Genomic DNA, 14,952 nt, shown 5'->3' with positions numbered 1-14,952 from the left:
ATGAGTTGCATGCAAATATTATTCCAATGCAAAACTATTTAGGTGCTATCACCATCATCATTTGCCGGCCTTCAAGCTTTGGCTCCAATTCAATTTTGGCAATTTCACTTGTATCTTCTTTCACACGCTGAAGAAGCTTTAATCCAAGATCTTGGTGAGCCATCTCACGACCACGAAAACGCAAAGTAATCTTTACTTTATCACCATGATCAATAAAGCGATGAACAGCCTTGAGTTTGACTCCATAATCATGGACATCAACATTTGGGCGCATCTTAATCTCTTTGATTTCGATGACTTTTTGCTTCTTACGTGTTTCAGCAGCTTTTTTTTGGGTTTGATATTTTAATTTGCCCAAATCGATGATTTTACATACGGGTGGCTCCGCATTTGGTACAATTTCAACCAAATCAAGCCCCGCATCTGCAGCCATAGCAAGAGCTTCTTGTATCGCAACAACTCCCTGATGTTGCCCCTCATCATTGATAAGCTGAACATGAGGTACTCGGATATCCTGATTTGAACGTGGTCCGTCTTTTTGGGTAGGTGTCATTTTAAACGGTTTACGAATGGTTTATGCTCCTTAATTTTGATTCAACTACAGTTAATTTAATATACAATTATGCGCCTAAAAACAACTATAATTCGCGCCTTTTTCATTATTTGATTTATTACTTTTTGAAATGATTTAGATTATAAAAGTTTTTCTTTTAATTTAAAGAAATCGTTTTATGGAGGATAAAGAATTATGGATCAAAATATTCCTTGTCAGTTTTTTTCGTTTGAGAACACCGCACTTGCAGTACGCTATCGCAAGGGGCGCCAATCTCCAGGTTTGGTTTGGCTTCATGGCTATCTATCCGATATGTCAGGGGATAAGGCGATGTTGGTTGATAGTTTTGCTCAGAAGAATGATTTGTCTTGTTTACGTTTTGATTACTCTGGACATGGAGAATCAGGTGGTGATTTTTTTCAAGGAACGATTTCACGCTGGGTTAAAGAAAGTTTAGCGGTTTTTGAAACTTATTGTGAGGGTCCACAAATTTTGATTGGCACCTCTATGGGCGGGTGGATTGCACTCAAGCTTGCTATGATGTTAGCACAGAAAAATAAGAAGCTTGCTGGCATGATCTTGATTGCGCCAGCTCCTGATTTTACACAAACATTGATAGAATCAGGGTTGGGTCGAAAGGGGTGGAAAATTTTAGAAGAAACAGAGCATATTGAACGATCTGCGATTAGTTATACGGAGCCGGTTCCCTTTACAAAAGTATTTATTGAAGATGGCAGAGACAACTGCGTCATGAAGGGATGTATAGATGTTGGATGTCCAATCCATATTCTACAAGGGATGGAAGATGTGGAGATACCCTATCAGCATACTATGACTTTACTTGATCATTTGCCTCTCCATGATGTAACATTGACACTCGTTCGTGATGCTGATCATCGCTTTTCTCGTCCGCAAGATTTGGATTGCCTCGAAACGGTATTGAGGTCATTGATTGACCGGATTAATGCGGGAGAAGGGGCAAATTCATTGATGATGAAGATATAATGTATGAGCATTTCTAAACAGCATTTTATTTTTTCTGATCGCTCTGTACCTGTACAGGTGCGGGAAAATAAGTGCGCGCGCCGTCTTACCTTACGTATTGATGCGAGCGGACAGAGGATTTGTGTAACAACACCACCAGCGATAAGTCTCTGTACGATTCAAAGTTTTATTGAAAAGCATCGGTCTTGGATTGAGGCGCGTCTTGCTCGTGTACAAATCTCTCATGAAAATGCTTATCTCAAAGAGGGGGCAACGATTCCTTTGTTGGGTGTTTGCCATTCCATAAAGCATAGAGAAGGACGTGGGGTAACGGAAATTATTGCAGGAGATGCAGAACAAGAACCTCAAATTATCGTTTATGGTCAATTAGAATACCTTCCAAGACGCATTGCTGACGTTTTGAAAAAACAAGCAGCACGTATTATAACACCTTTGGTGGCACATTATGCCCATAAAGTAGAGCGTAAAGTCAAATCAATTTGTTATAAAGATACGAGAAGTCGTTGGGGGTCTTGTTCAATAGATAAGCGTCTTTCTTTTTCTTGGCGCCTTGTTATGGCACCAAAAGAAGTTGTGGAATATGTTGTTGCTCATGAGGTTGCTCATCTTGTTGAAATGAATCACGGTCCAAGATTTTGGGCTCTTTGTGAAGAACTATGTCCTGATAGTAAAACGTATCGTGCTTGGTTGAAGGAAAATGCTCATAGATTGCAAGCAATTAATTTTGATTCATATAATTTAGAGGCGTCAAAAACTTTCAAATGAAGGCAATATTTAACGGAACTTTTTGTTGAGTGTTTTGTTGTGTGTGTACTTGCTCATGCATAATGAGGAAGCCATTGAAGCTCTCAGCACGATTGTTTTCCCCTGCTTGGTTTGCTGAGTGTCTTCAATGTTTTTGCTTTATCTTTTTTGTAATTCAGCGTAATAACCTTAAGTTGCTATGACTTATAAAAAAATGGGAAGGGACCTTATGCCTGTTCTTACAGATCCGCTTCAGCTATTACAGAGACTTATCCGTTGTCCTTCTGTTACACCTCATGAAGCAGGGGCTTTATCAACTTTGGAACAATTTTTGAAAAAAATGGGATTTCATGTCGAGCGCCCTATTTTTACGGATAAAAATACAGATAATGTTGAAAATCTTTATGCCAAAATGGGAAATGAAGGACCCCATCTTATGTTTGCGGGTCATACAGATGTTGTACCACCAGGTGCATTGGATGAATGGACCTATTCACCTTTTGAAGCTGTCATAGATCAGGGAAAATTATATGGGCGGGGTGCTGTTGATATGAAGGGCGGAATCGCTTGTTTTATTGCGGCGCTAGCGCGAGTTCTTGAGAAACGTACCATTAAAGGAATGGTAAGTTTTTTGATTACCGGTGATGAAGAGGGACCTGCTGTTAATGGTACTATAAAACTTCTCAAATGGGCGGAAAAAAAGGGCGAAAAATGGACTGCGGCTCTTGTGGGAGAACCAACAAGTGTAAAGACTGTTGGGGATGTCATCAAAATTGGTCGCCGCGGATCGATTTCTGGTATCATTACCGTGAAAGGTCGCCAAGGTCATGTTGCTTTTCCAGAGCGGGCTGCTAATCCCTTGCCTTTGGCAAATAAGCTTATTCAGGCATTGACACAAACTGCTTTAGATAAAGGGACAGAGAATTTTCAACCCAGTAATTTGGAGCTAACAAGCATCGATACCGGTAATTCAACAGTCAATATTATCCCAGCGCAGACAACAGTTCGTTTTAATATACGCTACAATGATCTTTGGACAAAAGAAACACTGGTGGAAGAAATTGAAAAGCGTCTTGCTTTGGTGCAATCAAAAAACAATAGTGATCAATATCCCTCTTATCAGCTTGAATGGATTCCAAGTTTAGGGGATGTTTTTTTGACCAAAAATGATAAACTCATTCAAACTTTATCCAATGCTATTAAAAGTGTAACAGGGAATATACCAGAATGCTCCACTTCAGGTGGGAGTTCGGATGCGCGATTTATTAAGGATTATTGCCCAGTGGTTGAATTTGGCTTACCAGGGCAAACGATGCATATGGTAGATGAGTGTGTAGCCCTTGATGCGGTGGAAGCTCTTACTACTATTTATGAGCGTTTTATTGTTGATTTTTTTGCATGAAGAAATGATTGCTGGTTCAAAAATACCTTTGTCTTGTTGTTCCATAAGATATTACCATTTAAGGTGTGGTGATATGAGACTCGTAAGACTTAATATATTAAGTGGTTTTAGAGTAAGTGGTGAATCTTCTTAAATTGGGCTTCTTGCCTGTAGCGTCTTTAGTTAAGTGAATTACATAATTTGAAAGCCAAGAGGGAGCTGCTTTAAGAAGCAGAACTGTTTACAGACTATATTGGATTAAAAATATTTGTTTTTTAAAGTTTGGAAAGGAAGTTAATACGCAATCATAATGGAAAACAATGAATATTATATCATAATTGTGTGATGACCGGTTGAAGCCATAAAGACACACAAAAACATGCTGCTATTGTAAAAAATTCATACAACATAAATGCGCTCATTCATAGCTCGTGTCTTAATATGGTTTCTGCACTCTCATAAAAGGTACCTCTTATTTCAATTAGCCTCTCTTAGAGTAAAGTCCATAGGAAACGCGTTTTAAGTTTGTTTGACTTCATATATTTTGCCCTGCCTTTTTGTTCCCAAGAACTTCTGTTGCAAAATCATTACGAGATAGAAGGTGAGCTCATTTAATCAGCTTTAATATTGGTTATGATAAAGATACACAGAAATTCTTTTGTAGCATCACGTTGACTTCTTTAGCCTAGTATTTTTCTCAATTTTTTAATAAAATAACCTTAAAGGACGCGTACAGACACTCATAAGCATGTATGCATACAAATAAAATCATATGGGATTAATGTCGTTTCGCTCGCTAACAAAATAATCTCGATTCATATCTGATATATTTGCCATTTGAGTGCATTATTTGTTTTAATAAAACTCATGATTTTGCTGTGACTTATAGATCAATACCAATCATACAGCCGCGTATCTCAAATAAATATTGGTTCAGTATTTTTTTGCGACAACAGCTTTTATATACCAGAATAGGATAAAAGTATTGTGTATATCTATTTTTTTGTAATCTCTGAAACAGACATACAACCACAACCTGATTGAGGGAAAATATAAAGGTATAAAGGTGAAAATCAGTGTGCTTTTTTACTCTCCTTTTTTATTCGGTTTTACGGTTTTCAAAATTATCTAGAGTAATACCTTTTTAAATAATTAGAGATTGATACATGGTTTCATGCTCATTTCTCTGGTTCTTTAAATGGTGCCACGATTTCATAAAAAACAATACATTATCGTATTATGCATTCACATACTTGTTTTAAAGAAATTTTCTCAATATTTGTCACATTCGTGCCATTACGGTGTTTGTGAATAGTGTAATATAAAATTTTCCGTGAAGTGTATAAAGTCTACAGTGCCCACCATCTTTACGTTTATGAAAAAAAAGTTAGACCACCACACACTTTCTAGCTCAAAATATTGCGATAGCTTTTAGCACTTAAGGGTGTTCATAAGAGTTATTTTTACTTCTTTTTATAGCTTTTTTATCCATACGTTTCTCTACTTTTAAGGTGTAAGCAAATGGTGGTAACTAATTTACTGTAAATAGTTTTGAAATGAGAGTATCTCACGATACTCTAATCTCGCCTTTTCTGTGAAAAATGATGATTATGATTAAAATAAGTATGTTGTTATAAAAACTTTAGTTTGCGAGTTGGCTGATGATGTGATCAAGAACAATACGTCCTTTGGTTGTCGCTTTTAAGCGTTGGTTATCCACCATTTCTATCAATTCTTGGTGTTGTAAATCGATCAGTTTTTCCATTGGGATGCGTTTAGGGCTTAAGGTTTCATAGCGTATAAGTTCTAAGCCTTCGCTAAGGCGTAATCCCATAAGGAGCATTTCATTTGCCTGTTGTTCAGTGGTTAAATGTTCCGTTTCAATACAGCCATGTCCTGTTGTTTCTACCAAATTAAGCCATTGTTCAGGATGCTTTTCATTTATTGTGACATAACGTTCGCGGTTTTCAAGGTGTGATGACAATGTTTTTGAACAGGCAGAGGAATGATTCGGTGCGTGCTCAATGAAACGTCCATGTGCTCCTGGACCAAAGCCTGCATATTGGTGATAACGCCAGTAAAGAAGATTGTGTGCTGATTCAGCACCGGGTATTGCGTGGTTTGAGATTTCATAGGCAGGAAGACCATGCAATGCTGTTATTTCTTGGGTAAGATTATACAGATCTGCTGCTAGCTCTGATGGGGGAAGGATAAGTCTTCCTGCATCATGAAGCCGTTTAAAGGCAGTTCCTTCTTCGATTGTCAATTGATAAAGAGAAAGATGGTCCGCTGCCAAATCAATTGCTTGTACAAGTTCAGATTTCCATTGTTCAAGGGTTTGTTCGGGGCGGGCATAAATGAGATCAAAGGATAAACGTGGAAAAATTTGCCGTGCTAAATCAATGGCACAAAGAGCTTGTTCCACATTATGGAGTCGACCAAGTTTGCGCAATGCTTTATCATTGAGCGCTTGTATCCCTAGAGATAAGCGGTTAACACCTGCTGCACGGTATCCACGAAAGCGCTCTGCCTCCACACTGGATGGATTAGCTTCTAATGTAATTTCAACTTTATCATCAACTACCCATTTTTTTGCAAGTGCTTGCAATAGGGCATCGACAGTTTGCGGCTCCATAAGAGAAGGGGTTCCTCCACCAATAAAAATACTTGTAATATGGCGTGGGCCTATTTTGTGATATTGCGTTTCTATTTCGCGCTTAAAGGCGGTGACAAAACGTGGTTGATCAACACCATGGATGCGAACATGCGAATTAAAGTCACAATAAGGACATTTAGCTGCACAAAAGGGCCAATGAATGTAAATGCCAAAAGGTTCATTCATGAGAATGCTAAAAGGTTTTCTGCCAAAAGTTTGAAAGCACGTGCGCGATGTGAAAGAGGCGGAATATCATTACGTTTCCAGTTGTGTTTTTGCTCTGTTGACATTTCTCCAAAGGTATTTTCATATCCATCTGGTAAAAAAATAGGATCAAAACCAAAGCCTTTGTCTCCCAGTGGAGGCCAAATGAACGTTCCTTCAACGCATCCGCGGAAGTAATCTGCATGAGCATCAGGCCATGCAATGCAAATGACGGATATAAAACGGCATTTTCGTTGGCTTTTTTCTCGCGCTCCAACTTTTTGGAGTTCATTTTCTATTTTTTCCATAGCTTTGGGAAAATTACGTGTACCATCAGCTTGAATTGCCCAATCAGCGGTATAAACGCCTGGTGCACCCTCTAATGCATCTACCTCTAAGCCTGAATCATCAGAGAGGGCAGGAAGTCCTGTCTTTTTTGCTGCTGAAAAAGCTTTAATATAAGCGTTTTCTTCAAATGTTTTTCCCGTTTCTTTTGGTTCTGGCAAGCCCAGTTCTTTTGCCGATTGTATTATTAAACCGAAAGGCTTAGTTAAAGTAGTGATTTCATGCAATTTGCCGGTGTTATGTGTAGCAATGACAAGTTTTTTATCTGCTATGCTTCTCATATAGATTTCTCCAAAAATGAAAGGGGAATTGTTTTTGTGCTAAAAACCGGCTTAAATGCTCATACACACACATTCTGCTTGATTTTACATAATATGATTATTTTACACGTTTTATGATATTTTATTCCAATAAAATTTTTTATCTTGTATGAAGATAACCTTGCAAAGATATGAAAGACATGTCTTTTTCTTATGATAGCATTTTTATGGTAAATTTCCAATTTCTTGTTTGCTCTAAAGGGTGAAATTTTCTATTTACAGCGGTTTTTGAACAATCCAGATTCTCTTGGTCAAATTATCTTGGCAAGTTCCTACAGCAGACCACTTTACAGATCAACTCTTAATCTTAAATATTTCTCACACACTCTAACAAAAAATACCTCCTGCGTAATTTATCAATCATCACTCTGAAGCTAGCATTTTACGGGTCAATAGGATAATATGTTTTTATACTACTTTAGACTATTTGACCAAACCTTGGCAAAACTTATATAAGAGATGAGGATTTTAAAAGTAGTGAAACAATTGTGATGAAGCACAAAACTATTGATAATGAACTAAAATATCTTGATGAACGTTCACGTGATATTTTTCGCCATATTGTTGAAGCTTATCTTAATGATGGTGAACCTGTAGGGTCACGCAATCTTTCGCGGCTTTTACGACAGACATTATCGCCTGCGACGATTCGCAATGTGATGAGTGATCTTGAACATCTCGGTTTGATTTATGCACCACATGTTTCTGCGGGTCGAATGCCGACACAATCAGGTTTACGCTTTTTTGTAGATGCATTTATGGAAGCGGGTGATTTGCCAAACGAAGAGCGAGAAAATATTGAAATGCAAGTCAAAGAGGCTGGTCATGCACAATCGGTTGAACATTTTCTTGTTCAAGCAAGCCGAGTTCTTTCAGATCTTTCACGTGGGGCAGGGCTTGTTTTAGCAACAAAACAAGAAGGAACATTGAAACATATTGAATTTGTGCGTCTTGATAGGGAGCACGCTCTTGCCGTTTTGGTGACTCAACAAGGTGAAGTTGAAAATCGTATTGTTCATTTGCCAGAAGGGGTTACCCATGCACAATTGACGGAAGCAACGAATTTTCTCAATGCCCATATCCAAGGACGTACATTGAGTGAAGCTAAAGGGGAAATTGCTCGCTTATGCGCAGAAACACGGGCTGCGCTTGATGATTTATCGCATCATCTTGTTGAAACGGGATTAGCTCTTTGGGGAGGAGAAGGTGCTGATCATAAAATACACCTCATTGTTCGCGGGCGTAGCAATTTACTTGAAGATGTGAAAGCAGAAGAAGATTTAGAACGGTTACGCCATTTGTTTGATGATCTTGAAACGCGTGAGAGTATGGCACAGCTTCTCGATTTAACGGATGAAGGTTCTGGGGTTCGAATTTTTATTGGTTCAGAAAATAAGTTATTTTCACTTTCTGGTTCTTCTTTAGTTGTAGCACCTTATCGTGATTCACAACAAAGAGTCATTGGTGCTTTGGGCGTTATTGGTCCTACAAGGCTTAATTATGCAAGGATTGTGCCCATGGTTGATTATACAGCTCAACTTGTGTCACAGTTATTGCGTTAAAACGATGCAGGTAAGTATTTGTACTATAGAAGCTCATTGTATTATATACATCGATACCCCTTGATTTTTGTCTGTAGAATTTCGATATCGAGAATAACGAATCTTATGAAGGAATAAAATTTTTATGTCTGATGAAAAAAACAAATTTACTGACGCTTCATTTGAAAATTGTGATTTAAAAAATCCAGCTGATCGTAATACACTTAAACAGGCAGCCGATGAATTTTTAAAAACACATAAAACAGAGGAACACGAAAACGTTGAAAAAGAAAGCAATGAGGTTAGTGATCTTTTAGCGTCTTTGCAGGATGAAAATAAAGAACTGAAAGATCAGCTTTTACGTCTTGTTGCAGATATGGAAAATCTTCGACGCCGTACTATGCGAGATGTGGCGGATGCAAAGGCTTATTCCATTGCTAATTTTGCACGGGATATGTTATCGGTTTCTGACAATCTCAATCGTGCTTTGGAAGCCATTCCAGAAGGGGCGCGGGAAAGTGATGCTGGTTTGAAATCATTGGCAGAAGGCGTTGAAATGACTGAACGTGCCATGATGGCAGCATTAGAACGTCATGGGGTGCAAAAAATTCATCCAGAGGGACAAAAATTTGATCCTCATTTTCATCAAGCGATGTTTGAAATTCCTAATGCCGATGTTCCAGATAACACTGTTCAACAAGTTGTTCAGGCAGGTTATATTATCGGGGAAAGGGTGTTACGTCCAGCTATAGTGGGTGTAGCTAAAGGAGGAGCAAAAGAAGCTTCTGGTGAAGCTGATTCTGCTTAAAACACATCAATAATAAATCTCCAACATAAAATGCAGTATTCCCTGCAATTACACATATATGAGGTCTTTTCTCAAAGAGTTTTTAAAGGGTGTTATAAACACCCTTTTATCTTTGAAGCGCCCAACTTCCTTTTACAAGATACACGGACTCGCTTGAGGGAGATAACGATGAAAATAAAACAAAATGATCAACCTCAAAAGGAGGGACAAAAAAATTATCTTGAGAAGATAGATAAGAAGAAAGATCTTCAAGATTAATATCAAATATTCGTGCAAGAGTAATATGCGGAATAAATTGTCTTTCATCAGGTTTTAACTCTAATTTATTCCGGATATATTTCATCTTTTCATGTAAAAGATTAATTTTTTCACAAGGTTCAATGCGAACCACAAGAGAATGAGGAGTATTTTCTGAACCAAAAACTTCAAAACCATCTATTTGTAGCATAACAGGAGAGAGCTTTATTGTATCAAAGGCCTGCATAAGTGCATCTGCTGTAGCACTTTCAACTTCACCGAAAAAAGATAAGGTGACGTGAAAATTTTGCGGGTTGATCCATTGCGCTTTTGGTAAGCCATTTTGCAATGATACGAGAGCTTTTGTTGTTTGTTGAGGAATCTGAAGGGCACTAAATAGACGACCCATAATATTATCTCCTTATAATGAAAGATGCTATTCCAAGCGCAATATAGATAATAAGGGCGAGGCATGTACCACAGAAAACAAGGCAATAGTATAGAAAAAGAATGTCTAAAAAATGCTTACTATAATTATGAGCGTACAAAGCTTATTCGTTTTAAGAAAATGGTTATGATATCGATAAGAATTGTGTTTTCATGAGCTGTATCACAATGATTTACAATGGAAGATTACTTGTGTATTATAAAGACTATAAAGTTAGCAGAAAATAAGAAAAGTTGATAGATTTTTGATGTGCTAAATTATTTTGACATTTATCTTTAGCTTAAAATAAAGCATATTCTAATACAAGGTGAGGAGTTCTCTTTTTCTGTAAAGATTTAATTATACGATTCAGTCGGGTAATAGCCGTAATACGCAAAACTATTCAAATTGATCAAATAATGTTAGGAAAGGAAGGAAAAACTCCAGTATAATAAAATTACTATAAACTTTTACATTTATGATAATTATGCCAATCTATAATGGATATGAATATTGGTATAAAAGCGGGAAGAGAAATTAAAATTCAAAATAATGATGGAAAGTTCCTATTTTCTAAGAATCATCATCCTTATTTATGGTGAGAAAGCGCTAGTTTTCCTCTCCAAAGTTGTTATTGATAAGCTTTTCAAGAGCATTAAGAGCATCTGTTGCTTCTGGTCCTGAAACACGAATGGTGAGGTTGCAACCGGATGAAGCCGCTAGCATCATAAGTCCCATAATTGATGATCCGCCAACGATTTTTCCATCCTTTTCAACTTCAACAGTAACATTAAAATTGTCAACAGTTTGTACAAATTTTGCAGAAGCACGTGCATGCAAGCCACGTTTATTACAAATATTGAAATGACGACTTATACATGGGAGGGTATCTTTGGAAAACATTGGTATTTTATTATCCACTATAAAATCATACTTGGTACATTAATATATTTACGCCCTGCTTCTTGTGCTATTCTTAACGCGTCTGATAATGAAATATCAGGACATTTGCGAATAGAAATCAGTTTAATAAGCATGGGCAAATTAACACCCGCAATCATTTCAACGCGTCCTTTTTCAATAGCAGGAATAGCTATATTCGATGGTGTTCCACCGAACACATCTGTTAATATGATTACGCCATGATCCGTATCTGTATCGGTTACTGCGGCTATAACATCACCTCGGCGCTGATCTATATCGTCATCGGGATAAACGCATATTGTTGCGAACTTTTCTTGTACTCCAACAACATGTTCCACGGCATGTAAAAATTCGACAGCCAGCTCACCGTGCGTTACAAGCACGAGTCCAATCATTTACGCAAACTCCTGTTAACTAATAAGATCCGACCATATTGGTGGGAAACACATTTTACAAGGCTTTGTTTTGCTGCCAAGAAAAATTTGCAAAAAAAAGGCAAAAATTGTGATTTTTTTATCTTTAGAAAAAAATTAGACAGATTTTTGCCATATTTTTCTAAACAAAAATGCTTCAATAGCTTGACAAATGGCTGTACAATCGGCTTCACGAAGAGAGGGAAGTTTTAAAAGAGGAATGTGCAAATCTTCAAACTGAAAAGTTTTATTTGTGGAAAAACGTTCATATTTCGGACCGAGAAAAATAACACAATCGATAGTTGTATGCTTTTCAAATTCTATCATATAAAGACCAACGCCACGAATCTCGATACCGCCCTCTAAATTATCAGGAGTGTATCCGTGAAGCTTTCCATTTTCCGCACGCAACATTGTATAATCATCACTAATAAGCTTCGCTTCACGTTTTGACCACTCAGCACGGTCGAGCAAAGAAAGGGTAAGGGTTGATTTTCCTGATCCCGATGGACCTATAATTAACAGCCCCTTGCCGCCTAATTGAAGGCAATTTGCGTGGAGTATTTCACATTTTGTTTTCATGTCTTTTACTTTGGATAAAAGATTTATTTAGCGAGGGGAAGCATAATAATAAAACGTGCACCAGTTTTACACTTCCCAAGTGTAGGATCAATAATATTTTCGGCTGTAATTGTCCCATTATGAGCCTCGATAATTTGCCGACTAATAGAAAGGCCAAGACCAGAGTTTTGTCCAAAAGCATCTTCGTTTGGTCGATCTGTATAAAAACGCTCAAAAATGCGTTCAATATTTTCTGAACGAATACCTGGGCCATTATCTTCAATGGTTAAAATAAGGGTTGAAGCATGACTTTTCATAGTAATGCAAATTTTGCCACGATTCCGAGGAATAAAAGAACGTGCATTTTCAAGAAGGTTTGAAATCACTTGCCCTAAACGGAGTTCATGTCCCAATACAAGATAGGCTTTTCCATGAGGACGCGGGACAATATTAAGGCTTATATCAATGGTTTGCGTATTACGATACACTTCCTGAACAGCATGAACAAGACTTTCCAAAAGCGGTGTCATATCAACAATCTCTGCGGTTTCTCGTGCAAGCTCTGCATCGAGCCGCGATGCATCAGAAATATCTGTAATCAACCGATCAAGACGGCGCACATCATGTTGAATAATTTCAAGCAATTTCTCTTGTGCTTCTTCATTTTTAGCCAGAGGGAGCGTTTCAACAGCACTGCGTAGGGAGGTGAGAGGATTTTTTAATTCGTGGCTTACATCAGCAGCAAAGCGTTCAATGGCTTCAATGCGCATATAAAGGGCATTAGTCATATCACGAATAGAGGTTGAAAGGTGACCAATTTCATCTTCACGCATTGAAAAATCAGGAATTTCTACACGCTGATTATTGCCATTACGCACTCGATTAGCCGAGGCAGATAATTTACTTAATGGATGGGCAATCGTATGGGCCAAAAAGAGAGAAAGGACCAAAAGTACGCTGCCTACAACGGCAAAAACTTTAAAGATAACCAGCCTTTCACCTTTTACAATGTTATCAATATCAGAACCAGTGGTTGAAAGAAGAAGAGCTCCAACCACTGCGCGATAGCGTTGAACAGGAACGGCAACAGAAACAATTAATTGACCTTGTCTGTTGCGTCTTTTAGCCGTAGCAAGAGATCCGTTTAATGCGCGGTACACTTCTGGATAAGCAATACCACTGGTTTTTGTTTGTTCTCTGTCAAGAGCAATACCTTTGCCATAAAATGTGCTTGAATACCATGAAGTAAGGCGATCCCACATGCTTTGTTCTGTTTTGAGTGGGGGTAAATCATAACTGAAAACTTCTCCACTAGAATAAAGAACGCGCGAATCAAGAAGGAGAGTAGCATCACGATCATAGATACGTGCTCTTGTCGTTTTAGGTGTGATGAGACGTCGTAAAAGAGGGGCAACTTGCTCAGGGTTAATAGGGAAATCCCAAGAATCGGTTGATTGAGGGGCGGGTGTAACGCTTTCACCAGTTTGTAACTCTAAGAGTTTTTGGGGATCAATGAGGATAGAATTTGTATCTACTGTTGCAGAAGCAGCAATAGCCCCAGCAATAATTTTTCCTTGGGTACATAAACTTTTAATTTTTGCTTCAATTAAACCATCGCGAAATTGGTTAAGGTATAAAATGCCTGTAACTAAAATGGCAAGGGCAGCAATGTTTAATATAACAATGCGACGTGTGAGGCTGGAAAAAAGCAATTGTCTAAAGAGACGTTGTGTACGAAGATGCAAACGGGCAAACATAAGAAATGGCGTTGAGGATGTACCATTAACGGTTGTTTTTTGTAAAGTTTCCAGTTGAGAATTGTCTGTCATCGATTTGATTGCCGTTCAAATTTTTGCGACAAAGTAGTTTTATACCTCGTGGAAACGATAACCTACACCATAAAGTGTTTCAATCATTGCAAAATCATCATCCACTTGTTTAAACTTTTTACGCAGACGTTTAATGTGACTATCAATGGTGCGATCATCTACGTAGACTTGATCACTATAGGCAGCATCCATTAAAGCATCACGACTTTTTACAACTCCTGGTCTTTGTGCTAAGGTTTGCAGAATCAAAAACTCCGTAACGGTTAAAATAACAGGTTTATCTTTCCATGTACAGGTATGGCGTTCTTGATCCATCACAAGATCTCCACGTTTGAGAGAAGAGGTGGAAGAAGTTCCTGTAGAAAGTGGTTGGTTACGTGCATTAGAACGGCGCAAAATAGCTTTCACGCGTTCAATGAGAAGACGTTGGGAGAAAGGTTTAGTAATAAAATCATCAGCTCCCATTTTGAGACCAAATAATTCATCAATTTCATCATCTTTAGAGGTAAGAAAAATAACTGGAAGATCAGATTTTTGACGTAAACGACGCAAGAGTTCCATCCCATCCATTCGGGGCATTTTAATATCAAAAATAGCTAAGTGTGGAGGGTGAAGTGTGAGACCCTTGAGTGCAGATGCTCCATCTGTATAGCTTTCAACCCGATATCCTTCTGTCTCAAGCGCAAAAGATAAAGATGTCAAAATATTGCGATCATCATCAACAAGTACAATCGTTTGTGTGATTGTTGGTGTATCTTTCATGGTTTCTTAGACCTTTCTATTGCTGTGGTAGCAAATTACCCACACTTATTTATATGGGAGTTCATATTTTTTTTGCAAAACAAATATGATACAAATTGTAGCAAAGTAAAAAACCTTTTGTCATTACTGTAAAATCTTGTTTTGCTTTCATAATTCATAATGTTTCTACGTCTATTAAGATCCCTTCGTTTGAGAGAAAATTTTCATAAAGGCTTTTTTTATCAAGGTTTATTACAAAGTTT

At 37.8% G+C, this 14,952-nt stretch carries 14 protein-coding genes; 5 read left to right on the top strand and 9 right to left on the bottom strand.

The window, feature by feature from the left end; translation table 11 throughout:
- Window positions 1-34 precede the first annotated feature (34 nt).
- The gene (infC, locus tag ACFIJR_RS02245; RefSeq protein ID WP_026500140.1) at window positions 35-553 is read right to left on the bottom strand and encodes a translation initiation factor IF-3; all 519 of its coding nucleotides are present in this window, start codon (window positions 551-553) and stop codon (window positions 35-37) included.
- A gap of 195 nt (window positions 554-748) precedes the next feature.
- On the opposite strand from infC, the gene ACFIJR_RS02240 reads away from it, so the two are divergent.
- The 3 genes from ACFIJR_RS02240 to dapE all read left to right on the top strand — a co-directional run bounded on the left by ACFIJR_RS02240 (window position 749) and on the right by dapE (window position 3,704).
- The gene (locus ACFIJR_RS02240; RefSeq protein WP_375625481.1) at window positions 749-1,558 is read left to right on the top strand and encodes an alpha/beta hydrolase; all 810 of its coding nucleotides are present in this window, start codon (window positions 749-751) and stop codon (window positions 1,556-1,558) included.
- Between the two features lie 3 nt (window positions 1,559-1,561).
- The gene (locus ACFIJR_RS02235; RefSeq protein WP_375625480.1) at window positions 1,562-2,323 is read left to right on the top strand and encodes a M48 family metallopeptidase; all 762 of its coding nucleotides are present in this window, start codon (window positions 1,562-1,564) and stop codon (window positions 2,321-2,323) included.
- 208 nt (window positions 2,324-2,531) lie between these two features.
- A complete protein-coding gene (gene dapE, locus ACFIJR_RS02230; RefSeq protein WP_375651651.1) occupies window positions 2,532-3,704 on the top strand; it encodes a succinyl-diaminopimelate desuccinylase in 1,173 nt (390 codons plus the stop codon).
- Window positions 3,705-5,325: 1,621 nt separating this feature from the next.
- On the opposite strand, the gene hemW is transcribed toward dapE, so the two are convergent.
- Together hemW and rdgB are read right to left on the bottom strand one after the other, a co-directional pair.
- Window positions 5,326-6,525 (bottom strand): radical SAM family heme chaperone HemW, encoded by a 1,200-nt coding sequence (gene hemW / locus ACFIJR_RS02225; RefSeq protein WP_375651650.1) that lies wholly within the window; start codon window positions 6,523-6,525, stop codon window positions 5,326-5,328.
- Window positions 6,522-7,169 carry an RdgB/HAM1 family non-canonical purine NTP pyrophosphatase gene (rdgB, locus tag ACFIJR_RS02220; protein WP_375626186.1) on the bottom strand — a complete coding sequence of 216 codons (648 nt, stop codon included), beginning with the start codon at window positions 7,167-7,169 and terminating at the stop codon, window positions 6,522-6,524. The genes hemW and rdgB overlap by 4 nt, the downstream gene beginning before the upstream one ends.
- Window positions 7,170-7,699: 530 nt before the next feature.
- Between rdgB and hrcA the strand changes: the two genes are divergently transcribed.
- Both hrcA and grpE read left to right on the top strand, forming a co-directional pair.
- Window positions 7,700-8,770: a heat-inducible transcriptional repressor HrcA gene (hrcA, locus tag ACFIJR_RS02215; protein ID WP_273787508.1), complete on the top strand. Its 1,071-nt coding sequence runs from the start codon at window positions 7,700-7,702 to the stop codon at window positions 8,768-8,770.
- A gap of 124 nt (window positions 8,771-8,894) precedes the next feature.
- A complete protein-coding gene (grpE, locus tag ACFIJR_RS02210) occupies window positions 8,895-9,557 on the top strand; it encodes a nucleotide exchange factor GrpE (protein WP_375625476.1) in 663 nt (220 codons plus the stop codon).
- Between the two features lie 106 nt (window positions 9,558-9,663).
- Here the strand turns inward: grpE and thpR are convergent, their stop codons facing one another.
- The 6 genes from thpR to ACFIJR_RS02180 all read right to left on the bottom strand — a co-directional run bounded on the left by thpR (window position 9,664) and on the right by ACFIJR_RS02180 (window position 14,710).
- Window positions 9,664-10,203 carry an RNA 2',3'-cyclic phosphodiesterase gene (gene thpR / locus ACFIJR_RS02205; protein WP_375653412.1) on the bottom strand — a complete coding sequence of 180 codons (540 nt, stop codon included), beginning with the start codon at window positions 10,201-10,203 and terminating at the stop codon, window positions 9,664-9,666.
- 627 nt (window positions 10,204-10,830) lie between these two features.
- A complete protein-coding gene (locus tag ACFIJR_RS02200; protein ID WP_012754483.1) occupies window positions 10,831-11,124 on the bottom strand; it encodes an HPr family phosphocarrier protein in 294 nt (97 codons plus the stop codon).
- A gap of 17 nt (window positions 11,125-11,141) precedes the next feature.
- Complete coding sequence (locus ACFIJR_RS02195; RefSeq protein WP_375626191.1) at window positions 11,142-11,540, bottom strand: PTS sugar transporter subunit IIA; 399 nt, start codon at window positions 11,538-11,540, stop codon at window positions 11,142-11,144.
- 135 nt (window positions 11,541-11,675) lie between these two features.
- Window positions 11,676-12,140 carry an HPr kinase/phosphatase C-terminal domain-containing protein gene (locus ACFIJR_RS02190; protein WP_375648607.1) on the bottom strand — a complete coding sequence of 155 codons (465 nt, stop codon included), beginning with the start codon at window positions 12,138-12,140 and terminating at the stop codon, window positions 11,676-11,678.
- A 23-nt stretch (window positions 12,141-12,163) separates the two neighbouring features.
- Window positions 12,164-13,948, bottom strand: coding sequence for a stimulus-sensing domain-containing protein (locus ACFIJR_RS02185; RefSeq protein WP_375627983.1), 1,785 nt, complete (start codon window positions 13,946-13,948; stop codon window positions 12,164-12,166).
- A gap of 39 nt (window positions 13,949-13,987) precedes the next feature.
- Window positions 13,988-14,710: a response regulator transcription factor gene (locus tag ACFIJR_RS02180; RefSeq protein WP_005774392.1), complete on the bottom strand. Its 723-nt coding sequence runs from the start codon at window positions 14,708-14,710 to the stop codon at window positions 13,988-13,990.
- Window positions 14,711-14,952: the final 242 nt, after the last annotated feature.

Origin of the sequence: Bartonella sp. OD88NMGDW (assembly GCF_042193775.1) — a bacterium.
Classification (GTDB): Bacteria; Pseudomonadota; Alphaproteobacteria; order Rhizobiales; family Rhizobiaceae; genus Bartonella; species Bartonella grahamii.
This window is presented reverse-complemented; position numbering and strand designations above follow the sequence as displayed.